The sequence below is a fragment of the Afifella pfennigii DSM 17143 genome (assembly GCF_000688515.1).
Lineage (GTDB): Bacteria > Pseudomonadota > Alphaproteobacteria > Rhizobiales > Afifellaceae > Afifella > Afifella pfennigii.
Genome location: NZ_JHZK01000008.1, coordinates 63,468 through 87,325 on the forward strand (window position 1 = coordinate 63,468; position 23,858 = coordinate 87,325).

Here is a 23,858-nt window from a genome sequence, read left to right on the forward strand (position 1 = left end):
CCTTATCTCGGAAGCCTTTAGCGCTGTTTAGGCCGCCTGCGAGCGGCGCCTGGCGGTGGCAAGACGCTCCTCGGCGAGCCGGTCGGCGATGGCGGCCGTCGTCGCGCCCTCCTCGGCGGCGCGCGCGAAGATCGCCGCCAAGGTGGCGCCGATCGCCTCCACCTTCTCGGTGACCGCCTGGGCGGAGCCGCGCTTGCCGGCAAGCGCGATGGCGATGACGCCGCCGGCATTGATGGCATAGTCGGGCGCATAAAGAATGCCTCGCTCGGCAAGGCGCGAAGCGTCCTGCGGCCCGGCGAGCTGGTTGTTGGCGGCGCCGGCGACGATGGCGGCGCGGATCTGCGGAATGGTGGTGGCGTTCAGCCCGGCGCCGAGGGCGCAGGGCACGAAGATGTCGGCGCGGGCCCGATGCGCCTCCTGCGGCGCCACCGCCGCCGCGTCCCATGCGCTGACGGCCTTGTCGAGGCGGGCACGGTCGATGTCGGAAACGAGAAGCTCGGCGCCGGCCCGCGACAGCATCTCCGCGACGCGCCAGCCGACATGGCCGAGACCCTGGACGCTCGCCGTCAGTCCAGCCAGGTCGCGGGCGCCGAAACGGTGCTCGGCGGCGGCGAGAATGCCGTGAAAGACGCCAAGCGCGGTGAAGGGGGAGGGATCTTCCACGCGCGAGCCGGGCGTGCCGCGCACATGCGTCGTCGCCTCGGCGACGGCCTGCATGTCGGCCGGCGAGGTGCCGACATCCTCGGCGGTGATATAGCGTCCGCCGAGCGCCTCCACGGCCTCGCCGAACTTGCGGAAGAGCGCCGGCGCGGGCGAGGTCTCGGGGCCAAGGGCGATGACGGCCTTGCCGCCGCCGAGATCAAGCCCGGCGAGGGCGTTCTTGTAGGTCATGCCGCGCGACAGGCGCAGCGCGTCGGTCAGCGCCTCCGCCTCGTCGGCGTAGCGCCATACCCGGCAGCCGCCGAGCGCGGCGCCGAGGCTGGTGTCGTGAATGGCGATGAAGGCGCAAAGGCCGGTCGCGGTGTCCTCCACGCGCACGACCTCCTGGTGGCGATCGTAGGCGGGGTGGTCTTCAAGCTCGGGCGCGGCAAGGTGGCGCAGTTGCATGACAGGCTCCTTTGCGTTGCCTCCTGAGATAAGACGCTCCGATAAGAAGATTCGGTCGCGAAAGCGACGATGCCGTGGCGAGCGGCCAGCGATTTTTCTCCGCTTGCCCGGCCGGCGAAAAATTCTTCCGCCGCGATCATGCCGCACTTTGGCGGGAAAGAAAGAGGCGGCCCGCCGGGCTTGGGATGTGCGACAGGCAAACGGGCGACCGCGGGCTGGATGAGGAAGCGGCTTGGCATGACGGACGGCCTCTTCGTTGCAAGGATGGCGCGCCTTCTCGGCGCGATGGGCATGGCATGCGGCTTGGCGGGTATCATGGCATCTCCGGCGAGCGCGCATCCGCATGTCTGGGTCGACGTCGCCTCGGAAGTCGCCTTCGACGAGGAAGGGCGGATTATCGCCCTGCGCCACCATTGGCGTTTCGACGCGGCGTTCTCCGCCTATGCCACGCAGGGCCTCGATACGGACGGCGACGGGCGGATGACGGCAGGCGAACTGAAGCCGTTGGCGGAGGTCAACGTCTCCTCGCTCGCCGAATTCGACTATTTCACCGACCTGACCGCCGGCGGCGAGCCGGTGGAGCTCGGCCAGCCGGAGGATTACTGGCTGCAGCCGGACGGCGATCGGCTCATCCTGCATTTCACCTTGCCGCTGAAGGAGCCGCTCGCCGCGCAGGCGCCGGTCGTCCTGGACGTCTACGACCCGGAATATTTCGTCGCCTTCTCGCTGCCCTCGGAGGAGGCGGTGCGGCTGGTGGAGGCGCCGGAGGCCTGCCAGCTCACCGTGACGCTCGGCGAGGAGCCGGATGCCAGCGCGGCGGCGATGCTGGCGACCATCGGCGTCGACCAGCGCGAGCTGCCGGCGGAGCTGAAGGCGCTCACCATCGGTACGGAGAACTCCGCGAGGATTGAATGCCGGTAAGGGGCGCGCGTCCGATCGCTCCGGCCGTTTTCGGATCGGCGCTGGTGGCAGGGGCGCTTGCGCTCCTCTTTCTGCCCCAATTCGCCGCGGCGGCGACCTCGCCCTTCGGCGTCGGCCTGCCGGAGCAGGGCGGGCCGGGCCTCATTCCGCAGATCGCGGCGCTGCAGCAGCGCTTCTACCGCGAGCTGACGGCGGGTCTTGCGGCGCTGCGCGAAGACGGGCGCGCCTTCTTCTGGCTCGGCGGCGTCTCCTTTCTCTACGGCATCGTGCATGCGGCCGGTCCCGGCCACGGCAAGGTGGTGATCTCCTCCTACCTTCTGGCACATGAGCGCACGGCCAGGCGCGGCGTCCTCATCGCCTTCGCCGCCGCCTTCGTGCAGGCGCTGACCGCAATTGCCCTCATTGCCGTGATGGCCGCGCTTCTCGGCCTCACCAGCTTCGCCATCACCGATACGGCGCGGCTTCTGGAGATCGGCAGCTACGCGCTCATCCTGGCGCTCGGCGTTTTCCTGCTGTTTCGCAAGTCGCGCCCCTTCCTGGCGCGCCTCTTTCCAGCCGCCCGTCCGGCCTCGCTCGGCGCGGCGGCGAGCGTTGAGGCGGGCGATGGCGCGCAGCATGGCGAGGACGGGCATCATCACGCGCATGGATCGTGCTGCGGCCACGCCCATCTGCCCGATGCGAAGACGCTGGAGTGGGGCGGCTGGAAGGCGGCGTTCGGCGCGATCCTCTCGGTCGGGCTGCGGCCGTGCACGGGAGCGCTCATCGTCCTGGTCTTCGCCCTGTCGCAGGGCATCTTCTGGGCCGGAATCGCGGCGACCTTCTTAATGGCGCTCGGCACCGGGCTGACGGTCGCCGCGCTGGCGGCGCTGGCGGTCGGGGCGAAGGGTCTCGCGGGCCGGCTGGCCGCCTCCGGCCACGGCGCCGGCTATCTCCTGATGCCGGCGCTGGAATGGCTCGGGGCGCTCTTCATCACGCTGTTCGGGGCGACGATGCTGGCCGGCGCGCTCGCCTGAAAGAGGCGCTGTTGGAGGATGCGCTATTCGGCGGCGATGCCGAGGCGCAGCGCCTGGCGATGGCGGGCCGCCTCGGCGAAGGCGGCGAAGATGGCGCGCGAGGGCGGATCGCTCTCGGCCCAGTATTCGGGATGCCATTGTACGCCGAAGGCGAAGCTCGCCGCCTCGGCGACGCGCACCGCCTCGATGGTCCCGTCCTCGGCCGTCGCCTCCACGACGAGGCCGCGGCCGAGATGCTCGACGCCCTGGCGGTGCAGGGAATTCACCCGGATGGTGTCGCGGCCGACGATGTCGCGCAGGCGGCTGCCCTCGCGGAAGCTCACCTCGTGGGCGAGGCCGAAACGGGTATCCTGATCCTCGCTCTGCGGCGAGCGATGGTCGGCGCGGCCCTCCACCTCGTGGATCTCGGCCACAAGCGAGCCACCGAGCGCCACGTTGAGTTCCTGAAAGCCGCGGCAGACCGCCAGGAGCGGCACGCCGCGCTGCAAGAGTAGCCGGATGAGCGGCAGCGTCGTGGCATCGCGCTGGCCGTCGAAAGGCTCGTGCTTGGCCTCCGCCGCGCGTCCGTAGCGCCGCGGGTGGATGTTGGAGTGCGAGCCGGTGACGAGAACGCCGTCGGCCGCCTCCACCGCCGCGTCGAAATCGATGCGGTCGGCCATGGACGGCAGGATGAGCGGCAGGGCGCCGATGCTGGTGACGGCGCGCAGATAGGTCTCGGCGGCGGCGTGCCACTCGTAGTTGTCACCCGGCCGGACGTCGGCGGTTACCAGAATTAGGGGAGTTCCTCGGGCACGCATGCCGGTCATCCTAGCGCTCGGTTGAGGAAAAAGTCAGCCCTCTTTCCCAGCTCCCTTGGCTCTTTTCGGGGCGCTTGTCGAGAGCCTCGCAACGGGCGTTTCTCAGCCCATCGGGGCGCTAGACAGGCATTTGAGAACATGCAAGCTTTTCCGTCATAAAAACCCAAGAGGGAGGAGTAGAATGGATCGTCGTTCCTTTCTGAAGACTGCCGGTCTCGCCGGCGGCGCGGCTGCCGCATCGACCTTGGCGACGCCTGCTCTGTCGCAGAGCCGGATGGAGCTTAAATGCGTCACCTCCTGGCCAAAGAACTTCCCCGGTCTCGGCACGGCGCCTGAGAAATTCGCCGAGATTATCGGCAAGGCGACGGACGGGCGCATCACCGTCAAGGTCTTCGGTGGCGGTGAGCTGGTGCCGCCTCTCAAATGCAACGATGCCGTGCAGGAAGGCACGGCAGAAATGTACCATTCGGCCGATTACTACTATCAGGGCAAGCTGACCGGCTATTCCTTCTTCTGCGCCGTTCCCTTCGGCTTCACGCCCGCCGAGATCGATGCCTGGGTTCAGTTCGGCGGCGGCCAGGAGCTGTGGGACGAGGTCGGCGGCGAGTTCGGCATCAAGCATCTTTCCGGCGGCAATTCCGGCGCTCAGATGGGTGGCTGGTTCAAGAAAAAGATGGAGACGATCGACGACTTCAAGGGCCTCAAGATGCGCATTCCGGGCCTTGGCGGCGACGTCATCAACGCGCTCGGCGGCACCTCCGTCACGCTCGCCGGTGCGGAGATCCTTCCCGCCCTGCAGGCCGGCACGATCGACGCCACCGAATGGGTGGGGCCCTGGAACGACCTCGCCTTCGGCCTCTACAAGGTGGTGAAGAACTACCACTATCCGGGCTTCCACGAGCCGGGCTCGATGCTGAGCTTCGGTATCTCGCGCCAGGTCTGGGACAATCTTTCGGAAAGCGACCAGCAGCTGATGCGGGCGGTGGCGCTCGCCGTGAACAACAACACGCTTGCTGATTTCAACGCCAACAACACGCAGGCGCTGGACACGCTCGTCAACGAGCACGGGGTGGAGCTGGTGGAGTTCTCCGACGATATCTACCGCCAGTTCGGCGAGGCGGCGAAGGATGTACTCGCCTCGGCGGGCGATGCCGATCCGCTGACGAAGAAGGTCTATGAATCCTTCCTCGATTTTCGCCAGAAGGCGATCGAGTGGACGCGCCTCTCGGACCAGACTTACGCCAATAAGCGGGCCTTGACCCCGTTCAGCTGAGGCATGGCGGGCCGGTCCTGCACGCCGGCGGCCTCCTCCATGCCCTTTGGGGGCGGGCAAGCCCCGCCCCGTTTCTTGGCCGGCGGCGTCTTGCCATCGGTAGAGGACGGGGCCTAGGTCCTGGGTGAGTTCACGACCGGAGCTGCAGCCGTGTCCGGTCGCCGGAATCCCGCGGGCAAACCCGGAGCGAGCCAGTGAAAGCCATCATCGCCGCCATCGACGGGCTCAACTACCGCATCGGCCGCGCCGTGATGTGGCTCGCCATCCTCACCGCGCTGGTGCAGTTCGCCACGGTGATCCTGCGCTATGTCTTTTCCATCGGCTTCATCCCGATGCAGGAATCCATCTGGTACATGCACGCCATCCTGTTCATGACCGGCGCCGGCTTCACGCTGCTGCAGGACGGGCATGTGCGCGTCGACATCCTCTATCGCGACGCCAGGCCGCGCACCAAGGCGATCATCGACCTCCTGGGAGCGCTGTTCCTGCTCCTGCCGGTCTGCGTCGCCGCCTTCTGGCTCTCCTTCGGCTATGTCACCAATTCCTGGCGCATCCTGGAGCGCTCCACGGAAGTGAGCGGCCTGCCGCTCATCTTCGCGCTGAAGACCTTCATCTGGGTCTTCGCCATCCTCGTCGGCCTGCAAGGGCTCGCCTTGGCGCTGCGGGCGATCGTGGCGCTCAAGGAGCACGACGAGACTTATACGGCCGCCGGCAGTCGGCCCGACCGCGCGCGCTAGACCCAGACCTTGCCCAGCCGAGGGACGATCCAAGAGACACGATGATCGATCCCGTCCTCCTTTGCTTCATCATGTTCGGGACGGCCTGCGTCCTGTTGATGGCGGGCTTTCCGGTCGCCTTCACGCTCGCCGGCACGGCGCTCGCCTTCGCTCTACTGGGGGCCGCGCTCGACGTCTTCTCGCTGTCGCTGCTGACGGCCTTCCCGCAATCGATCTTCGGCACCATGACCAACGAGACGCTGGTCGCCGTGCCGCTCTTCGTCTTCATGGGGGTGATGCTGGAGCGCTCGCGCATCGCCGAAGAGCTCCTGGACAATATGGGCCGCCTCTTCGGCTCGCTGCCGGGCGGGCTCGCCTTCTCCGTCTGCATCGTCGGCGCGCTGCTGGCCGCCTCCACCGGCATCGTCGGGGCGACCGTCGTCACCATGGGGCTGATGTCGCTGCCCACCATGGTCAGGCGCGGCTACGACAAGCGGCTCGCCTGCGGCACCATCGCGGCCTCCGGTACGCTCGGGCAGATCATCCCGCCCTCCATCGTGCTCGTGCTTCTCGGCGACCAGCTCTCCGTCGCCTACCAGAACGCCCAGTTCTCCATGGGCATCTTCTCGCCCGACACGGTATCGGTGAACGACCTTTTCGCCGGCGCCCTCCTGCCGGGCCTGATGCTGGTCGGCCTCTATATCCTCTACCAGATCGGCTACGTCGTCATGCGCCCGCAGGGCGCGCCGGCCATCGCCGACGAGAGGCCCGAGACGCTCGCCGGCTTCGCCTTCTTCCGGCAGATCTTCCGCGCGCTTGCTGCGCCGGTGCTTCTCATCATCGCCGTGCTCGGCTCCATCCTCATCGGGCTCGCCTCGCCGACGGAGGCGGCCGGCGTCGGCGCCATCGGCGCCACCATGCTCGCCGGCTATCGGCGCGACGAAGCCCGCGGCTGGCCGATCCTCCTCGGCGTCGCCTGCATGGCCGGGCTGTTGGCGCTGACGGCGAGCTTCGACCTCAGAAGCCAGCGCACGGTGGTCAGCCAGACGGAATGGATCGCCATTGGCGCGGCGGTGGTGCTCACCTTCGGCCTCGCCTTCGGCGTCATCGTCGCCCTGATGCGCACCTTCAACTGGCGCGACCGGGACGGTGAGAGGGTGCTTGCCGCCGTCTGCCAGTCGACCATGGCGATCACGGCCATGGTCTTCACCATCATCATCGGCGCGCGCATGTTCTCCATCGTCTTCATCGGCCTTGGCGGCGCCGATTACGTGGAGGAGGTGCTCAACAACCTGCCCGGCGGCACGCTGGCGGCGGTTCTGCTCGTCATGGTCATCATGTTCGTGATGGGCTTTTTCCTCGACTTTCTGGAAATCGTCTTCATCGTCGTGCCCATCGTGGCGCCGATCCTCCTCCAGATGGAGATGCCGGACGGCGGCACGATGAACCCGGTCTGGCTCGGCATCATGATGGCGGTGAACCTGCAGACATCCTTCCTGACGCCGCCCTTCGGCTTCGCGCTCTTCTATCTGAGAGGCGTGGCCCCGCCGCAAATCAGCACCATGGATATTTATCGCGGCATCATCCCCTTCGTCTTCATCCAGCTCTTCGCCCTCATCCTGCTGTGGTTCCTGCCGCAGGTGGCGACCTGGCTGCCGCTGGCGCTCTACGGTCGCTGAGCGATGCGGGCACAGAAGCTCTTCGACCTTTCCGGCAAGGTGGCGCTCGTCACCGGCGCTTCCTCCGGGCTCGGCCGGCGCTTTGCGGCGGTGTTGGCGGCCAATGGCGCCAAGGTGGTGCTCGCGGCCCGGCGCAAGGCGCGGCTGGAGGAACTGGCGGCGGCGATCGCCGCCGATGGCGGACAGGCGCTGGCGCTCGCCTGCGACGTCACGGAGCGGGAAAGCGTCGCGGCCGCCTTTCAGGCCGCCGAGGCGCGCTTCGGTCCTGTCACGATCCTCATCAACAATGCCGGCATCGCGCCGGGCGGCGCGGCGCTCGAGATGGGGCAGGAGGCATGGCGCCAGGTACTTTCCACCAATCTCGACGCCGCCTTCTTCGTCGCCCAGGAAGCGGCGCAGCGCATGGTGCGCGCGGAAACGGGCGGTGCCATCGTCAATCTCGCCTCCGTGCTCGGCCTTGCCGTCATCAAGGGCGTTGCGCCCTATGCGGCCTCCAAGGCCGGGCTCATCCAGCTCACCAAGGCGCTGGCGCTGGAATGGGCGCGCTACAGCATCCGCGTCAACGCCATCGCGCCGGGCTGGATTGAGACGGAGATCAACGCCGATTTCCTGGCCGGGCCGGCCGGCGCGGCGATCCGACAGCAGAACCCGATGCGCCGCTTCGGCAAGGCGGAGGATCTGGACGGGGCGCTGTTGCTGCTTGCCTCCGATGCCGGCCGCTACATGACCGGCAGCCTCGTCACCGTCGATGGCGGGCAGGTGCTGGCGGGGAGCTGAGGCGGGACATCTTCAGCCCGGATGGTGTGGCGAACCGAACGGGGCCTGGCGTGTTCCTGGGGCATGAAGAGCGATGGAGAGCGCCATGCCCGCCAAGTCGAAGGCCCAGCAGAAGGCGGCCGGCGCCGCCCTTGCCGCCAAGCGCGGCGAGACGAAGAAATCGGACCTCAAAGGCGCCGCGAAATCGATGTATGAATCGATGAGCGAGCAGCAGCTTGAGGAGTTCGCCGAGGGAGCTCGCAAGGGCAAGCCTAAGCACAGCTCCGAGAGCTGAGCGCCGCCCGCCGGGCCGGGCGGCGGGGAGACGAGGATGCCGGATCGTGCTTTCATCCGATTGGCCGCGCTCGGCCTTTCCCTTCTCATCGGACTTGCGGCCTGCGGCGATGAGAGCGACAGACCCTACCTGAAGCTCGTCGGCGGCGGCTTCATCTTCAACTACCGCATTGCGGAAATGCATTATGGCGTCGTCCTCGCCCCGGAGCGCGCATTGCCGGAGGGCGCGGTGGTGGAAGCGGCCTTCGAGGATCCCGCCGGCGGGCCGCCGATAACCTTCGCGACGCCGGTGGAGGGCGGGGAGCGGAAGTTCGTCTACGACACGCCGCCGCTGACGGGAACGAGGAAGGATACGCCCTACCGCGTCACCATCCTCCTCAAAGGCGCCGACGGGGCGGAGCTGCAGCGCATCGAGAAGGATTTCACTTCTTCGGTGGAGCAGAAGGACATGCCCGACCGCCCGCTCACCGTCGGCCCGGGGTACACGCCGAACGTCACCGGGCAGAAAGAAGCCTTTACGGAGTAGGGCCACAAGAGCCTGCCTGTTAGAAAAGCTCCTGCTGGTCGGGCGGCTCGACCTTTCGCGCCCGGCGCACCCTTGCAGACATCAGAACGACTTCGGGAGCGATGAAGCGCCGCGGTTGCTTGGCGGAACGCACTTCCCGAAGAATCCCAACTTCCAGGAGCTTGTCGATAGCTGCCGCCGCCGGCGGATAGGTAACCTCGGCAATGGCAGCCGCATCGGAAATGCTGATGACAGGCTTTTCGAAGAGCGCATCAACGATCCGCAGGGCCGTGACGGACCGGGTGACCCTATGGACTTTGTCGCGATAGGTCGCTTGCAACTCACGCAGGATGTTGATCGTCTCGGCCGTCTCTTCGCAGGAGATACGAACTGCCCGCAGGAAGAACGCGACCCAGGGTGTCCAGCAACCGCGGGCGGAGACCTGGAACATCAAGTCGATATACTCATCCTTATGCTCCTCGACATAAGGGCTGACATAGAGGAGCGGTTTCTCCAGGACGCCCCGCTCGAGAAGAAAAATCGGGATCAGGATTCGGCCGACGCGGCCATTGCCGTCAGCGAAAGGATGTATGGTTTCGAACTGGTAGTGGAGCAGCGCCGCGTCGATGAGAGGCGGCAGGCCGCCATTATCGTCGCGGTTCACGTAGGCTTCCAGTTCATCCATTGCCGTCTGCGTTTCCTGGGGTGGTGGCGGGATGAATCGTGCCTCCTCTATCCTTCTGCCTCCGATGAAGTTCTGCGTTGTCTTGTATTCGCCCGGATGCTTGTGCGCGCCGCGCTCCTTGCCGAGACCGGAGAGCAACGTGCCGTGAATGGATTTGATCATCCGGTGCGAAATCGGAAGGATTCCAAGAGATTTCTCGGCCTCATCGAGGGCTCTTATGTAATTGTGAACCTCTCTCGCCGATTCGTCCGTCGTTTCCTCAGCTCCGGCCTCCAGAAGGACGAGATCGTCGGGCGAGGCGTGGGTTCCTTCCATGGAGGAAGACGTAAGGGCCTCGCTCCGCTGAAGCGGACGGATGACCATCGCTGGGTTGGCTAGATGCTTGCCGATGCCGTTGAGGTTTCCAACCGCTTGCATGGCTTCGCCGAACGCGCTGACGAGATCGCCAAGTTCAAGATTGGGCGGCAGTGGATTGGGCACGAATGCCTTCTGGCCATGCGTCGTCGGGATGAGCCTTCCGGCGGGCGATTCGGAAAAGGCGTCGTAATCCATGCATGTTTCCTATGATGCAGCGCCCATGAATTATAGAAAAACGTTAAAAACTACAAACTTTTGAGTTAACCTTCTGGTTTTCGAACAATCTGCCAATGTCGGACGGTTCGGCTGCAACCCGCCTTGACGGTCTGGCGAACGATCTCTCCCCGCGCGCGCCACAATTGAGAATGGATTTTCCCCGCGGCTGCGACAATCTTTCCGGGAAATCTGCTAATCTCGGCGAAAAAGCGCCGAGCGGGAGGATCGATGGTCTCTGGACCGACGAGATTTGCCGAGCGCGAGACGTTGCGCAACGTCAGCCTGGCGGACAAGTTCGATCTTGCGAAAGAGGACGTCCTGCTCACCGGGACGCAGGCGGTGGTGCGCCTCCTTCTCATGCAGAAGGAGCGCGACCGGCGCGCCGGCCTCAAGACCGCCGGCTTCGTCTCCGGCTATCGTGGCTCGCCCATCGGCGGGCTCGACCAGCAGCTCTGGCGGGCGGAAAAGCTTCTCACCGAGAGCGACGTCCGCTTCCAGCCCGGCCTCAACGAGGATCTGGCGGCGACGGCGCTGTGGGGCTCGCAGCAGGCCGAGCTGCGCGGCGAGGGGCGCTATGACGGCGTTTTCGGCCTCTGGTACGGCAAGGGGCCCGGCGTCGATCGCTCCGGCGACGTCTTCCGCCACGCCAATTTCGCCGGCACTTCCAGACATGGCGGCGTGCTCGCCCTGATGGGCGACGACCATACCTGCGAATCGTCCACCACGGCGCACCAGTCTGAATTCGCCTTCGTCGATGCGATGATGCCGGTGCTCAATCCGGCCGGCGTGCAGGAGCTCCTCGATTACGGCGTCATCGGCTACGCGCTGTCGCGCTTTGCCGGCGTCTGGGTCGGGCTGAAATGCATCAAGGACAATATCGAATCCACGGGCACGGTCGACGGGCGCGTGGAGCGCGTTTGCATCCGCCTGCCGGATTTCGACATGCCGCCGGGCGGGCTCAATATCCGCCGCGGCCTGCACCCGTTGGAGCAGGAAGCCCTCCTGCACGACTACAAGAAGGCGGCGGCGATCGCCTTCATCCGTCAGAGCGGCCTCAACCGCATCGTCATGCAGGGCGGGCCGAGGCCCCGCCTCGGCGTCGTCTCGCTCGGCAAGAGCTGGCTGGACACGCGCCAGGCGCTCGACCTTCTCGGCATCGACGAGGTGAAGGCCGCCGATCTCGGCCTGAGGCTGTGCAAGGTCGGCGCGCCCTGGCCCCTGGAGCCGGAGGCAATCTGCGCCTTCGCGGAGGGCCTTCAGACCATCATCGTGGTGGAGGAAAAGCGCTCGCTGGTCGAAACGCAGATCAAGGAGCAGCTCTACGGCCGCGCCGAGGCGCCGCAGGTCATCGGCAAGAAGGACGAGGAGGGCCGCGTCCTCTTCACCGCCAAGGGCGCGCTCGACGCCAATGACGTGGCCATCGCCATCGGCGAGCGGCTGATGCGCTTTGCCCCCGACGAGGCGATTTCGACCCGGCTTTCGGCGCTGAAGCGGGCGCAGAACGTCTTGCGCTCCACGCAGAGCGTTGCCGTGCGCACGCCGCATTTCTGTTCCGGCTGCCCGCACAACACCTCCACCCTGGTGCCGGAGGGCAGCCGCGCCTATGCCGGCATCGGCTGCCACTACATGGCGCAGTGGATGGAGCGTGAGACCGACGGCTTCACCCAGATGGGCGGCGAGGGCGCCAATTGGATCGGCGAGGCGCCCTTCTCCACGCGCCAGCACGTCTTCCAGAATCTCGGCGACGGCACCTACAACCATTCCGGCTATCTGGCGATCCGCGCCGCCAAGGCGGCTGGCGTCAACATCACCTACAAGATCCTTTACAACGACGCCGTGGCGATGACCGGCGGCCAGCCGAACGACGGCGGCCTCACCGTCGAGGAGATCGCGCGCCAGGTGGCGGCGGAGGGCGCCAACCGCATCGCGCTCGTCAGCGACGATCCGCACAAATACCCAAGCGGCGTGCGCTGGCCGGAGGGGATGACGATCCACCATCGCTCCGAGCTCGACGAGGTGCAGCGCGCCATGCGCGAGGTGAAGGGGCTTTCCATCCTCATCTACGACCAGACCTGCGCGGCGGAGAAGCGCCGCAGGCGCAAGCGCGGCCTTGCGGAGGATCCGGACCGGCGCGTCTTCATCAATTCCCTCGTCTGCGAGGGTTGCGGCGATTGCTCGGTGAAATCGAACTGCGTCTCCGTGCAGCCGCTTGACACCGAGTTTGGCCGCAAGCGCGTCATCGACCAATCGAGCTGCAACAAGGACTTCTCCTGCCTTAATGGCTTCTGCCCGTCCTTCGTGACGGTGCATGGCGGCGTCTTGAAGAAGGGCGTGGCGAAAGACGCCGCCCTGCCGGCCGTGCCGGAGCCTGAGATCGCCCCGCTTGAGGGCGTCAAGAGCCTGCTCATCACCGGGGTCGGCGGCACCGGCGTCGTCACCGTCGGCGCCATCCTCGGCATGGCGGCGCATCTGGAAGGCAGGGGCGTCGGCCTCATCGACATGGCGGGCCTTGCCCAGAAGGGCGGTGCCGTCACCACCCATATGAAGATCGCGTCGCGGGCGGAGGATATCCACGCCATCCGCGTCGGCGCCGAGGAGGCCGATACGGTGCTTGCCTGCGATATCGTCGTCGCCGGCTCGCAGAAGGCGCTGGCGGCGATGAGGCCCGGTGAGACCAAGGTCTTCGCCAATACCTACGAGGCCTATCCGGGCGACTTCACCCGCGACGCCGATTTCACCCTGCCCTCGCGCCGCCTCAGGCAGGCGATCGAAAGGCGCGTGGGCGAAGACAGGGCGCATTTCGTCGACGCGCAGGGGCTGGCGAGCGCGCTTTCGGGCGATGCCATCGCCGCCAACATGTTCATGGCCGGCTTTGCCTGGCAGAAGGGCGGCATTCCGCTGTCGCGTCAGGCGATCCTTGAGGCCATCCGCCTCAACGGCGTCGCCGTTGAGATGAATGTCGCCGCCTTCGAATGGGGCCGGGCCGCCGCGCATGACCTTGACGTCGTGGAGAAGGCCGCCGGCCGGGCTGACCGACAGGCGGGTGATGCCGGCGAGGCGGAAAGCCTCGCAGACCTCATCGACCGGCGCGCCGATTTCCTCGCCGGCTATCAGAACGCCGCCTATGCACGGCGCTATCGCCAGAAGGTGGAGGCGCTGGCGGAGGCGGAGGCGCGCCTTGCGCCCGGCGCGAGCGGGCTGGCGGAGGAGGTGGCGCGCTCGCTCTTCAAGCTGATGGCGGTGAAGGACGAGTACGAGGTTGCGCGGCTCTTCACCGACGGCTCCTTCCGGCGCGAGCTGGCCGGCACTTTTTCAAGCTACGACCATCTTGGGTTCCACATGGCGCCGCCGGTTCTCGCCCGCCAGGACCGGCAGGGCCATGCCAAGAAGCAGAGCTTCGGGCCGTGGATGATGAAGCTCCTGAGGCCCTTGGCGGCGATGCGCCATGTGCGCGGCTCCTTCGCCGATCCCTTCGCCTATCTCGCAGAGCGGCGATGGGAAAGGCAGCTTCTCGCCAGCTACGAGGGCGAGCTTGACGAGATCGCCAAGGAGCTGACGCCCGAGAACCACCACATCGCCGTGGCGCTGGCCGCCTATCCGCAGAAGATCCGCGGCTTCGGCCATGTGAAAGAGCAGCAGGCGCGAACCGCGCTTGCCGAGCGCGACAGGCTTCTTGCCGCATTGCGTCAGCCGATGGCGGCCCCGGCCTTGCCGGAGGCGGCAGAGTAAGGCGGCTTGCGCTTCATCATCGCCGCTTTCATCGACGGGTCGTCGACCGCAAACCCGCCCCTGCAAAGGCAGGCGGGCCAGGGGTCTTGGCGCCGAATCCTTCGGTTCTCGGCTCGTCCGTAGCCCTGCTACGGCCTCGCCGATCCCGACCCCGACCCCGCGGGCCTTGTCGCCAATGCGCTCTGGCAGAACGCTTCAACCTGGTGACAGCAGGCCCTAGCCGGCGAAGGCTCCGACCGCCTGCAAGAGCGTGCCGACGACGAGAAGAATGAGGCCGATCTCGCCAGAGCGGCGGACGTTCATCTCCTCAGTGGTTTCCTGACTGGCCCTGCCTTGTTCAGCGGCGCTGCTGCCCAAGAGGTCGATCTCCGGCAGGCCGTAGCGGAACAAGAGCAGGATGCCTGCCAGATTGAAAATCACACCGAAAAACGTGGCAATCATACTTGCCTCCAGTCCATGCGCGACCGGAGGCGCCCGGGAGGCAGCCGCGGAACCGGTGCGAGCGCGGGAGAAAGAGCGCGTTCGCATACCCGGCCCGCCAAGGCGCGCAGGCGGAGGCAGGCGATCCCCGCTCCAGCCTCCCGGCGCCCTTCGAACACCCCCCGTGGCGTCCATCCGGCCGAGACAGGACCCTAGCGCGCCTTTCGTCCCGCCGGCAGCGGACAGTTTGTCTCTGTGTGCCTGGCGGCTTCGATGCGGCGCCTGGCCGAGCGCATGCAGGTCAATCCCTAGCCCGGCGTGCCGCTTCCAAGCAATCGTCTTCCAGCTCCTGCGTTGGATCGCGCTTGAGCTTCAGTGGAGCGAAGAATACCATGTCCTTGTCTTCGTTGTTGCGCGCATTTGCCACGAAGAGACGGGGAGAGCGAAAGTCTATCATGTTTCTATTGAGCGGCCCGTCGAGTTGATCGAGGCGATGGGCATGGGAGGGGGCGATGGATAGCTATCTGAAATGGTTTCAGTCCGGCATCGACGGGCTCGTCGAGCAGAGGGACGAGGAGAGACTTCGCCGTGTCGGAGAAGCGATGAAGCAGGTCGGCCTCATCTTCAAGGAAGCGGGCGTCAACCGGCCGGGCGTGCGGGCCGATTGCTCCTCCGATGCGGGGGGCGGGGGCGATTGCGAGGACAATTCCTGCCTCATCAACAGCGGCGGCGGCGATTGCGGCAACGAATCCTGCCTCAACGCTTCCGACGGCGGCACCTGCGGCTCCAACGTCTGCAGCTCCTGCGCCAGCGCCGTTTGAGCGCGGCCGGCGACGATCGGAACCTCATCCGCGCGGCCGCGCCGCCGCGCGCGAAAGGCCATGGCCATGCGCGAACTTGACCCCGACGTCGTTCCCCATCTCAGCCGCTTCTTCTTCCTGCGGCGCGAGAGCGACAAGGTCGTCTACGCCTATCTGCCGCATCAGGCGCTGCGCACGGCAAGCCTGCATCCTTGCGAGGCGGTGGCGCTCGCCCTCATCGACGGGGAGCGAAGCTGGCGGCAGGTGGCGGCGGCGCTGTCGGCGGTCTCAGGCGAGCCGCCGCCGGAGGCGGCCGGCTTTCTGGCAAGGCTCGTCAGCGACATCGACCCCCGGGGCGAGATCGTGCGCGAGGCGGGGGCGAGCGAAGGACGCCGCTACGCGCCGGAGGATTTTCTCGTCCCGGCGGAGCGGCTCGACCTTGAAAGCCGGCTGGAAGCGCCGTTCGCCATGATCTTGAAGCCGACCTCGCGCTGCAAGACCAATTGCCTTTACTGCTACGCCCCGCGCCAGGATGCCGGACGCAAGCGGGAAATGTCGCTGGAGCGCATCTTACAGCTCTTGCGCGAAGCCCACGGCATCGGCGTGCGGCAGGTCAATCTGTGCGGCGGCGACGGCTTTGCGCGCAGCGATTTTCTCTCCATCGTGGAAGAGGCGGTCGGTCTCGGCTTCGTCACCGACATCTCCACCAAGGTGCCGCTGACGGAGGGGCAGGCGAGGCGCCTGGCCGCCAGCGGGCTCGACTATCTGCAGGTCTCCATCGACAGCGCCGATGCGGCGATCTCCGACAAGATGGTCGGGCGCAGGGGCCATCACGCGGCGCTTCTCCAGAGCATCCGCGACCTGAAGGCGGCCGGCCTTTATGTGCGCACCAACACGGTGGTGACGCGCCATAACGTGACGACGATGGCGCAGACGGTGGAGATGCTCGCCGGGCTCGGCATCGACAATATCAAGATCTCGCCGGCCTTTCCCTCGCAGCACCTGGAAGGCGCCGATTACGTCATCTGCGAGGAAGAGGCGGAGGCGCTGGAGGAAGAGGTGGCGCGTCTGCAACGCCAATGGGGGCCGCGCGGTGTCGACGTCCTCTATTCACGTCTGAAGCCGGCCGAGGCGATGGGGCCGGAAGAAAAGCGGCGCTTCTGGTTCCACGGCCGCGGCCGCTGCTCCGGCGGGCGCAGCGCCGTCTTCGTCACCCCGGAAGGCAAGGTGACCTTGTGCGAGCAGGTGCCGCATCACGCGCCCTTTGTCGTCGGCGATCTCGCTCACCAATCGCTGCTGGAGGTGTGGAACAGCCCCGAAGCGCTCGCCATGGCCTATCCGGAGCGGGCGGCCTTCGCCGGCACGCTGTGCGAGAATTGCTCGGATTTTGATCTCTGCGCGGTCAAGCGCGGGCATTGCTTCCGCGATTCCTGGTTCGCCCATCGGCGCCTTACCGGCCCGAGCCCCTATTGCCCGCACAACCGTCTCGCCGCGTGAGCGGCGCTCAGTTCGCCTCCACGATGACGAGCTCGCGTTCGCAGGCGGTGCGGGCGATGGCGACGGCCGCCTGATAGGCGGGCGAGTTGTAGCAGGTCACCGCCGCCTCGAAGCTCGGAAAGACGGCGAGCGTGTTCCAGGCCCGTTCCGGGCCTTCCATCTGCTGGTAACGGCCACCGCGGGTCAGGAAGGTGCCGCCATGGGCGGCAATCGCGCCGCGCGCCTTCGCCTTGTAGTCGGCATAGGCCTTGTCGTCGGTCACGCGCACATGCGCGATCCAATAGGCTTGTCTGGTCTCGGCCATCTTTCGGGCGTCTCTCTCAGTTCTGGTAAAGGGGAAGGTGGCGCTTGGGGTGGCGCAGCGCGTCGCGCCGATAAGGCTCCGACAGCGCCTTGCCGTCGACCATCAGTTCCAGGACGACGGGAGCCTCGGTGGCGAAGGCCTCCGCGAGCGCCGGGGCGATCTCCGCCGGATCGGCGATGCGGCGGGCGACGGCGCCCATGTCGCGGGCGAGATCGGAGAAGCTCGGATTGTCGAGCTCGGTCCAGAAATAGCGCTCGTTGAAGAAGTCGTACTGGTTGCGCCGTTCCGCGCCATAGACGCCGTTGTTCATCAGGATGGCGACGATATTCACCTTCTCCGTCACCGCCGTCATCACCTCCTGCAGGGTCATCGACCAGGCGCCGTCGCCGATGATGACGCAGACCGGCTCTTGCGGGCGGGCCATCTTGGCGCCGATGGCGGTCGGATAGCTGACGCCGATGCCGCCGAGCGAGCCGGCGCCGAGATAATCGCCGGGCCTTTCGGGGCGCAGATAGGCCGCGGCGGTGCCGCAGACATTGCCGATGTCGAGGACCGTGGTGGCGTTCTGCGGCAGCGCCCTGGCGATCTCCAGGAGAGCGCGGCGCGGATGCATGGTTTCGGCATCGATGGCCGACATCGCTTCAAGCTCCGCCTCCCAGGCCTGTTTCTCTTTCGCCACCATCGCCTTCACCGCCGCCAGGTCGGGCGAAACCGGCCTTTCCTTGAGGGCGGCGATGAGCTGCTCCGTCACGGCGGCGCAATCGCCCAGGAGCCCGGCGGCGATCGGCTTCTGCGCGCCGATCTCCAGCGGATCGTGCGAGTTTTGGATGAGACGCGCATCTTGCGGAAAAAAGTCGATCTCGTATTGGGTGTTGAGGCCGAAGGCGTTGAGGCGCGTGCCGAGGGCTAGGATGGTGTCGGCCCTGGCGACGACGTTCATCGCCGCCTTGGAGCCCTGATAGCCTATCGGCCCGAGGCCGAGCGGATGGTTCATCGGGAAGGCGTCGTTGTGCTGGAAGATGGTGGCGACGGGCGCGCCGAGCATCTGCGCAAGCTCCTCCACCTTGCCGGTGGCGCCGGAGCGCACGACGCCGAGACCGGCGAGGATGACCGGGCTCTTCGCCTGCGCAAGCAGCGTTACGGCCCTTTCGATCTCCTCCGCCGGCGCGCCGCCGCGGCGGCCGTCTGTGCGGTACTGGAAGGGCTTCAGCTCCGGCTCGTCCCATTCGTCGTAGAAGAAATCGCGGGCGATATCGACCTGCGCCGGCCCGCCCAGCGCCAGGGCGGCGCGGAAGGCGGTGCGGATCGCCTCGCCGATGCGCTCGCCGCGCTTCACCGACACCTGGTGCACGGTGACGGAGCGCAGCATGTCGATCTGGTCGATTTCCTGGAAGGCGCCGGTGCCCATCAGCGTGCTCGGCACCGCCGGGGTGATGACGACGACGGGGGTGTGGTTCAGCCTGGCGCTGGCAAGGCCGGTGACGAGATTGGTGACGCCGGGGCCGTTCTGGCCGATGCATAGGCCGGGCACGCCCTTGGCCCGGCCGTAGCCTTCCGCCATCAGCGCCGCGCTCTGCTCGTGGCGCACCTGCACGAAGCGGATGCCGGCGCGCGCGAAGATGTCGAGCGGGTCCATGAAGGCGGAGCCGACGATGCCGTAGATGACTTCCACGCCTTCCAGCCGGAGCGCCTCGGTGAAAGCCTCGCTGCCGCTCACGCGTCTTGTCTTCATGGTATCTCCGATCGGGGGCTTGAAAGGGGGCAGGCTCAGCGGCGGTCGGCAAGCATCATCTCGCTCGCCTTCTCGCCGATCATCATCGCCGGGGCGTTGGTGTTGCCGGAGATGAGCTCGGGCATGACGGAGCAATCGGCGATGCGCAGGCCGGCAAGCCCATGAACGCGCAGGCGCTCGTCGACGACGGCGCCCGGATCCTTGCCCATGCGACAGGTGCCGGCGGGATGGTAGATGGTCGTCGCCGTGTCGCGCACCCAGTTGAGCAATTCTTCGTTGCCCTCAATTTCGTCGCTCGGCGAATGCGCCTGAACAATCTCGTCGCAAAGCGGCTTCTGGGCGCAGATGTGGCGGGCAAGGCGCACGCCGGCGAGGATGGTCTGGCGGTCCGTCTCGGTGGCGAGATAGTTCGGATGGATGGCCGGATGGGCGGTCGGCTCGGCCGATTTCAACCGGATTTCGCCGCGGCTTTCCGGGCGAAGCTGGCAGACGGAGACGGTGAAGGCGGCAAAGGGGTGCACGCCCGTGCCGGGGCTGTCGGCCGACCAGGGCTGGATGTGGAATTGCACGTCGGGCGTCGCCGCTTCCGGCCGGGTCTTGAAGAAGCCGACGGCAAGACTTGCGGCCATGGCCATCGGGCCGGTGCGCCTCAGCGCGTATTCCAGCGCGATGCGGCCCCGCCCGAAAAGACTGCGCACCTCGTTGTTCAGTGTCGGCTCGCGGCATTTGTAGACGAGGCGGGCCTGCAAATGATCCTGCAGGTTCTTGCCGACGCCTGGCAGGTCGACATGGATGGGAAGGCCGTTCTCGGCAAGCTGCGCGGCTTCGCCGATGCCTGACAGCATCAAGAGCTGCGGCGAGTTGATGGCGCCGGCCGACAGAACCACCTCGCCGCGCGCCTGCGCCGTCTCCTCCGGCCCGCCGTCGCGGCAAAAGGCGACGCCGGTGACGCGGCGGCCTTCCACGATCAGCCGCGTCGTCTGCGCCTTGGTGATGATTTCTAGGTTCGGTCTTGATCTGACCGGTCGCAGGAAAGCAACGGAAGAGGAGCAGCGCCAGCCGTTGCGGGCGGTGAGCTGCGCATAGCCGACGCCTTCCTGCGTGGCGCCGTTGTAATCGGGATTGAAGGGGAATCCGGCGGCCTGCGCCGCCGCCACCCAGGCATCGCAGATGGGGCGGCTCAGCCGCAGATCGCCGACGGCGAGCGGCCCGCCGGCACCGTGGTAAGCGTCGGCGCCGCGTTCCTGGTCCTCGGTGCGCTTGAACAGCGGCAAGACCTCGTCCCAGCTCCAGCCGGCGTTGCCCATCTGCGCCCAGCGATCGTAATCCTCCGGCTGGCCGCGCACATAAAGAAGGCCGTTGAGGGAGGAGGAGCCACCCAGCACCTTGCCGCGCGGCCATGAGATGGAGCGGCCGTTGAGGCCGGGATCGGGCTCCGTCTCGTAGCACCAATCCATCTTCGGATTGTGCATCGTCTTGAAGTAGCCGACCGGGACGTGAATCCATAGGCTGTTGTCGGAGCCGCCGGCCTCCAGGAGGAGAACGCGATTGGCCGGATCGGCGCTGAGCCGGTTGGCGAGCACGCAGCCGGCCGAGCCGGCGCCGACCACGATGTAGTCAAACTCGAGCTCGCCCAATGCGTTCCCGCCCCGTGTTTTCTTTATAATGCTTGCAAATTTCTTCTAATGCGCGTTTATTGAGCCTGCAAGCATCATTTTTTGAGCAATTGCGAGAGGGAGCGCAAGGTTGGGTGCAGGAAAGGCCGTTTTCCACCCCGTCGAAGCCGTCCTCTCGTCGGCGCGCTTCTTAGCCGACGCCGCCCCGTGGGCGGGCGAATTCCGGCATGCGAGGCTTGCCCGTCGCGGCGGCGAAGACCGGCTGCGGATTACACGAAAAGATAACGACAAAAGGCGGCGCGCGGCGGCGCGACCGCTGAACGGGGAGGAGTGCCTTCATGGCAATGAGCGAGGCGAGCGAGCGCCGCCTTCGTAGGATAACCGCCATTCTCGACCTGCCGGGGCGGCTCGTCGGCAAGACGGCCGCCTGGCTGATCGTGCCGATGATCGGCGCGCTCGTCTACGAGGTGGTGGCACGCTACGGCTTCAACAGTCCGACCATGTGGGCCTACGACGCCACCTTCATGTTCTATGGCGCGCTGTTCATGCTGGGGGCCGCCTATACGCTCGGCCAGGACCGGCATGTGCGCGCCGATTTCCTGTTCAACATCCTGCAGCCGCGCTGGCAGGGCGTCATCGACGGCACGCTCATCGTGCTTCTGTTCTTCCCGGCGATGTATTTCTTCACCGAGGCGACCTTCATCTATGCCCGCACCTCTTGGGTGCAGGGTGAGCGCATCCCCACAAGCCCGATGATGCCGATCATCTACCCCTTGAAGGCGGTGATGCCGATCACCGGCGCGCTGTTGCTCGTCCAGGGCGTCTCGGAGCTTTTGAAGAGCTACTACGCCATCGTCAACAACCGCTCCTTCCGCCAGGGAGCGGCCTCATGACCGAGCCGATCCTCGGTCTTGTTGCGCTCGGCGCCATCTTTCTCGGCATCCTGACCGGTTATCCGATGGCGTTCACCTTCATCTTCGTCTCGCTCGTCTTCGGATATATCGGCATGGGCGACCGGGTGGTGGGGCTGATGCAGTATCAGTTCTTCTCGCTGATGCGTAACACCACCATGGCGGCGATCCCGCTCTTTCTGTTCATGGGTTTCGTGCTGGAGCGCTCCGGCCTGATGGACCGCATGTTCAGGGCGCTGAGGCTGCTCCTCGGCCGGTTGCGCGGCTCGCTCTATCTCGTCGTGCTTCTGGTGGCGACGATGTTCGCCGCCGCCACCGGCATCGTCGGCGCTTCGGTGACGGTGCTCGGGGTCATGGCCGCGCCGATCATGCAATCGACCGGCTACAACACCCGGCTTTCCGCCGGGGCCATCGGCGCCGGCGGCACGCTCGGCATCCTCATCCCGCCGAGCATCCTTCTCATCGTCATGGGGCCGGTGGTCGGCGTGCCGGTCTCCGACCTGTTCACCGCGGCCATCGTTCCCGGCCTTTTGCTCGCCGCCGTCTATATCGTCTACACGCTGGTGCGCAGCCAGCTTAACCCGGAGCTCGGCCCGCCGCTGACCAGCGCGGAGCTCAGCGAGACGAGCTTCGGCGAGAAGATCGTGGAGCTTCTTCTCGGCATCGTGCCGGTGATGGTGGTGATCGGCTTCACCCTCGGCGTCATCGTCGCCGGCATCGCCACGCCCACGGACGCCGCCGCCAGCGGGGCGCTCGCCTCGCTCATCCTGGCCGTCGCCTATCGCCGGATGACCTGGCACTCCTTCAAGCAATGCGTGTTCAACACGCTGGTCATGACCTCGATGATCATGTTCCTGCTCGGCTCGGCGAACTTCTTCGGCGCGGTCTTCTCCAGGCTCGGCAGCGCCGACCTCTTGACGGAGTACCTCCTCAGCCTGCCGCTGTCGCCGATGGTGATGCTGCTCATCATCCTTGCCATCGTCTTCGTCCTCGGCTCGCCGCTGGAATGGATCCCGATCGTGCTCGTCATCGTGCCGATCTTCCTGCCGACGATGGTGGAGATGGGGTACGACCCGCTGTGGTTCTCCATCCTCGTGGCGGTGACGCTGCAGACATCCTGGCTGACGCCGCCGATGGCGCTGTCGGCCTATTTCCTCAAAGGCGTCGTGCCGGACTGGCGCATGGGCGACATCTATCTGGGCATGACGCAGTTCGTCGTGCTGCAGCTCGTCGTCGTGCTGTTGCTCGTCGTCTTCCCGGAAATCGTTCTCTGGCTGCCGCGGGTTCTGCAATGAGCCGCCGCAGCCGCCTGCAAGCCACGTCAAGGAAAGGAGGCCGGCCGACAATTCTGATCAACGACAACGAAACCCAGATGAGGTTCAACAAGAGGAAACCCCAGCGATGAGGAATATCACGCAATCGCTTGCCTGCGGGCTGTTGGGCGCGGCCGTCGTCCTCGGCGGAGCCGGAGCCGCCGCCGCGCAGGACAAGACCTACAAGATGGACATCCAGACGGCAGTCCCCAATTCCAGCCTTTACTTCCAGCTCACGGAGGACTTCGCCGAGCGCGTGGAGACGATGTCGGGCGGGCGTATCGAGGTGAGCGTCCTGCCGGACGGCGCCGAGGTGGCGGCCTTCGAGATCCTCGATGCCGTCAGCAACGGCGTGGTGACCGCCGGCTATGCCTGGCCGCATTACTGGTCGGGCAAGCATTCCGCCTTCGTGCTCTTCTCCAACGTGCCGGCGAGCACCGGCATGGATCAGCAGAGCCTGATGTCCTGGTATTACGCCGGGCCGGGGCTCGACCTCTACCGCGAGCTGGTGCAGGACGTGATGGGCCTCAATGTCGTGCCCTTCCCCATGCAGCCGATGGGGCCGGACCCGCTCGGCTGGTTCGCCAAGCCGTTCGAGAGCATGGAGGAGTTCAAGAGCCTGAAGTACCGCGCCCCTCCCGGCATCGCCGGCCAGACCTATAACGAGATGGGCGTGCCGGCCGTCGCCATGCCTGGCAGCGAGCTGGTGCCGGCGGCGCAGCGCGGCACGATCGACGCGGCCGAATGGATCGGTCCGGCCGATGACCGCAATCTCGGCCTCAACAAGATCTGGAACAACTACTATCTGCAGGGCCTGCACCAGCAGACCGATGTCGGCGAGCTCCTGATCAACAAGGACTTCTGGGACGATCTGCCGGAGGATCTTAAGGCGATCGTGGAGGCCGCGGTTCTGGCCAACGCCTTGCAGACCCAGGCGACCAATCTGCACGAGAATTCGGTGGCGGTGAAGGAATATGCCGAGGCCGGAGTGAACCTTCTCGACACGCCGGACGAATATTATCCGATGTTCATCGAGGCGCAGAACAAGATCATCCAGAACTATCTGGAGGAGGACGAGTTCTTCGCCAAGGTTTACAAGTCGCAGGAGGACTTCGCCGAGCTGGTCTATCCCTATCATTCGCGGGTGCAGAAGCTGCACAACGAAGTGGTGCGCGGTGCCGAAAGCATGCGTGGGGGCGCCCAATAGCGTCACAGGG

The 23,858-nt window shown here is 66.3% G+C and carries 21 protein-coding genes; 14 read left to right on the forward strand and 7 right to left on the reverse strand.

Annotated elements, in window-relative coordinates; all coding sequences use genetic code 11:
* Positions 1 to 27: 27 nt before the first annotated feature.
* Positions 28 to 1,107, reverse strand: a complete 1,080-nt coding sequence (locus tag Q331_RS0108470) for a Leu/Phe/Val dehydrogenase (RefSeq protein WP_034491558.1) — start codon at positions 1,105 to 1,107, stop codon at positions 28 to 30.
* A gap of 237 nt (positions 1,108 to 1,344) precedes the next feature.
* Here Q331_RS0108470 and Q331_RS0108475 point away from each other — a divergent pair, with 237 nt between their 5' ends.
* Complete coding sequence (locus Q331_RS0108475) at positions 1,345 to 2,028, forward strand: DUF1007 family protein (protein WP_051630852.1); 684 nt, start codon at positions 1,345 to 1,347, stop codon at positions 2,026 to 2,028.
* A 44-nt stretch (positions 2,029 to 2,072) separates the two neighbouring features.
* Entirely contained in the window at positions 2,073 to 3,041 is a 969-nt protein-coding gene (locus tag Q331_RS0108480; protein WP_245615558.1) for a nickel/cobalt transporter, read from the forward strand.
* A 23-nt stretch (positions 3,042 to 3,064) separates the two neighbouring features.
* Here Q331_RS0108480 and Q331_RS0108485 read toward each other — a convergent pair whose 3' ends face one another.
* Positions 3,065 to 3,838, reverse strand: a complete 774-nt coding sequence (locus Q331_RS0108485) for a gamma-glutamyl-gamma-aminobutyrate hydrolase family protein (RefSeq protein WP_026380331.1) — start codon at positions 3,836 to 3,838, stop codon at positions 3,065 to 3,067.
* 181 nt (positions 3,839 to 4,019) lie between these two features.
* Between Q331_RS0108485 and Q331_RS0108490 the strand changes: the two genes are divergently transcribed.
* The 6 genes from Q331_RS0108490 (at position 4,020) to Q331_RS20670 (ending at position 9,082) form a co-directional block, all read left to right on the forward strand.
* Positions 4,020 to 5,111 (forward strand): TRAP transporter substrate-binding protein, encoded by a 1,092-nt coding sequence (locus Q331_RS0108490; protein ID WP_026380332.1) that lies wholly within the window; start codon positions 4,020 to 4,022, stop codon positions 5,109 to 5,111.
* Between the two features lie 194 nt (positions 5,112 to 5,305).
* Positions 5,306 to 5,848: a TRAP transporter small permease subunit gene (locus tag Q331_RS20665; RefSeq protein WP_034491563.1), complete on the forward strand. Its 543-nt coding sequence runs from the start codon at positions 5,306 to 5,308 to the stop codon at positions 5,846 to 5,848.
* A 41-nt stretch (positions 5,849 to 5,889) separates the two neighbouring features.
* Positions 5,890 to 7,506, forward strand: a complete 1,617-nt coding sequence (locus tag Q331_RS0108500; protein WP_156953294.1) for a TRAP transporter large permease — start codon at positions 5,890 to 5,892, stop codon at positions 7,504 to 7,506.
* Between the two features lie 3 nt (positions 7,507 to 7,509).
* Positions 7,510 to 8,283, forward strand: a complete 774-nt coding sequence (locus tag Q331_RS0108505; protein ID WP_026380334.1) for an SDR family NAD(P)-dependent oxidoreductase — start codon at positions 7,510 to 7,512, stop codon at positions 8,281 to 8,283.
* 85 nt (positions 8,284 to 8,368) lie between these two features.
* Complete coding sequence (locus Q331_RS0108510) at positions 8,369 to 8,557, forward strand: DUF3008 family protein (RefSeq protein ID WP_026380335.1); 189 nt, start codon at positions 8,369 to 8,371, stop codon at positions 8,555 to 8,557.
* A 36-nt stretch (positions 8,558 to 8,593) separates the two neighbouring features.
* Positions 8,594 to 9,082 carry a hypothetical protein gene (locus Q331_RS20670; RefSeq protein WP_156953295.1) on the forward strand — a complete coding sequence of 163 codons (489 nt, stop codon included), beginning with the start codon at positions 8,594 to 8,596 and terminating at the stop codon, positions 9,080 to 9,082.
* Positions 9,083 to 9,101: 19 nt separating this feature from the next.
* Here the strand turns inward: Q331_RS20670 and Q331_RS20675 are convergent, their stop codons facing one another.
* Positions 9,102 to 10,298, reverse strand: a complete 1,197-nt coding sequence (locus Q331_RS20675; protein ID WP_051630857.1) for a Fic family protein — start codon at positions 10,296 to 10,298, stop codon at positions 9,102 to 9,104.
* Positions 10,299 to 10,547: 249 nt separating this feature from the next.
* Here Q331_RS20675 and Q331_RS20680 point away from each other — a divergent pair, with 249 nt between their 5' ends.
* Positions 10,548 to 14,048 (forward strand): indolepyruvate ferredoxin oxidoreductase family protein, encoded by a 3,501-nt coding sequence (locus Q331_RS20680; protein ID WP_051630858.1) that lies wholly within the window; start codon positions 10,548 to 10,550, stop codon positions 14,046 to 14,048.
* Between the two features lie 216 nt (positions 14,049 to 14,264).
* On the opposite strand, the gene Q331_RS0108530 is transcribed toward Q331_RS20680, so the two are convergent.
* A complete protein-coding gene (locus tag Q331_RS0108530; protein WP_026380336.1) occupies positions 14,265 to 14,489 on the reverse strand; it encodes a hypothetical protein in 225 nt (74 codons plus the stop codon).
* A gap of 491 nt (positions 14,490 to 14,980) precedes the next feature.
* On the opposite strand from Q331_RS0108530, the gene Q331_RS0108535 reads away from it, so the two are divergent.
* On the forward strand, positions 14,981 to 15,289 hold the full coding sequence (locus Q331_RS0108535) for a hypothetical protein (protein WP_026380337.1): 309 nt from the start codon (positions 14,981 to 14,983) through the stop codon (positions 15,287 to 15,289).
* Positions 15,290 to 15,355: 66 nt separating this feature from the next.
* The gene (locus tag Q331_RS0108540; RefSeq protein ID WP_169738480.1) at positions 15,356 to 16,765 is read left to right on the forward strand and encodes a radical SAM protein; all 1,410 of its coding nucleotides are present in this window, start codon (positions 15,356 to 15,358) and stop codon (positions 16,763 to 16,765) included.
* Positions 16,766 to 16,772: 7 nt separating this feature from the next.
* On the opposite strand, the gene Q331_RS0108545 is transcribed toward Q331_RS0108540, so the two are convergent.
* Genes Q331_RS0108545 through Q331_RS0108555 form a run of 3 tightly spaced genes read right to left on the reverse strand, consistent with a single transcriptional unit; the run spans position 16,773 to position 20,438 of the window.
* Positions 16,773 to 17,069, reverse strand: coding sequence for a DUF1330 domain-containing protein (locus Q331_RS0108545; protein WP_026380339.1), 297 nt, complete (start codon positions 17,067 to 17,069; stop codon positions 16,773 to 16,775).
* Positions 17,070 to 17,085: 16 nt separating this feature from the next.
* Positions 17,086 to 18,801 (reverse strand): sulfoacetaldehyde acetyltransferase, encoded by a 1,716-nt coding sequence (locus Q331_RS0108550; RefSeq protein ID WP_026380340.1) that lies wholly within the window; start codon positions 18,799 to 18,801, stop codon positions 17,086 to 17,088.
* A gap of 35 nt (positions 18,802 to 18,836) precedes the next feature.
* Positions 18,837 to 20,438: a GMC family oxidoreductase gene (locus Q331_RS0108555; RefSeq protein WP_026380341.1), complete on the reverse strand. Its 1,602-nt coding sequence runs from the start codon at positions 20,436 to 20,438 to the stop codon at positions 18,837 to 18,839.
* A 317-nt stretch (positions 20,439 to 20,755) separates the two neighbouring features.
* Here Q331_RS0108555 and Q331_RS20685 point away from each other — a divergent pair, with 317 nt between their 5' ends.
* The 3 genes from Q331_RS20685 to Q331_RS0108570 all read left to right on the forward strand — a co-directional run bounded on the left by Q331_RS20685 (position 20,756) and on the right by Q331_RS0108570 (position 23,848).
* Positions 20,756 to 21,310 carry a TRAP transporter small permease subunit gene (locus Q331_RS20685; protein ID WP_084174920.1) on the forward strand — a complete coding sequence of 185 codons (555 nt, stop codon included), beginning with the start codon at positions 20,756 to 20,758 and terminating at the stop codon, positions 21,308 to 21,310.
* Positions 21,307 to 22,623 carry a TRAP transporter large permease gene (locus Q331_RS0108565; RefSeq protein ID WP_026380342.1) on the forward strand — a complete coding sequence of 439 codons (1,317 nt, stop codon included), beginning with the start codon at positions 21,307 to 21,309 and terminating at the stop codon, positions 22,621 to 22,623. Before Q331_RS20685 ends, Q331_RS0108565 begins: the two co-directional genes overlap by 4 nt.
* A 106-nt stretch (positions 22,624 to 22,729) precedes the next feature.
* Positions 22,730 to 23,848, forward strand: a complete 1,119-nt coding sequence (locus tag Q331_RS0108570) for a TRAP transporter substrate-binding protein (RefSeq protein ID WP_034491567.1) — start codon at positions 22,730 to 22,732, stop codon at positions 23,846 to 23,848.
* Positions 23,849 to 23,858 lie beyond the last annotated feature (10 nt).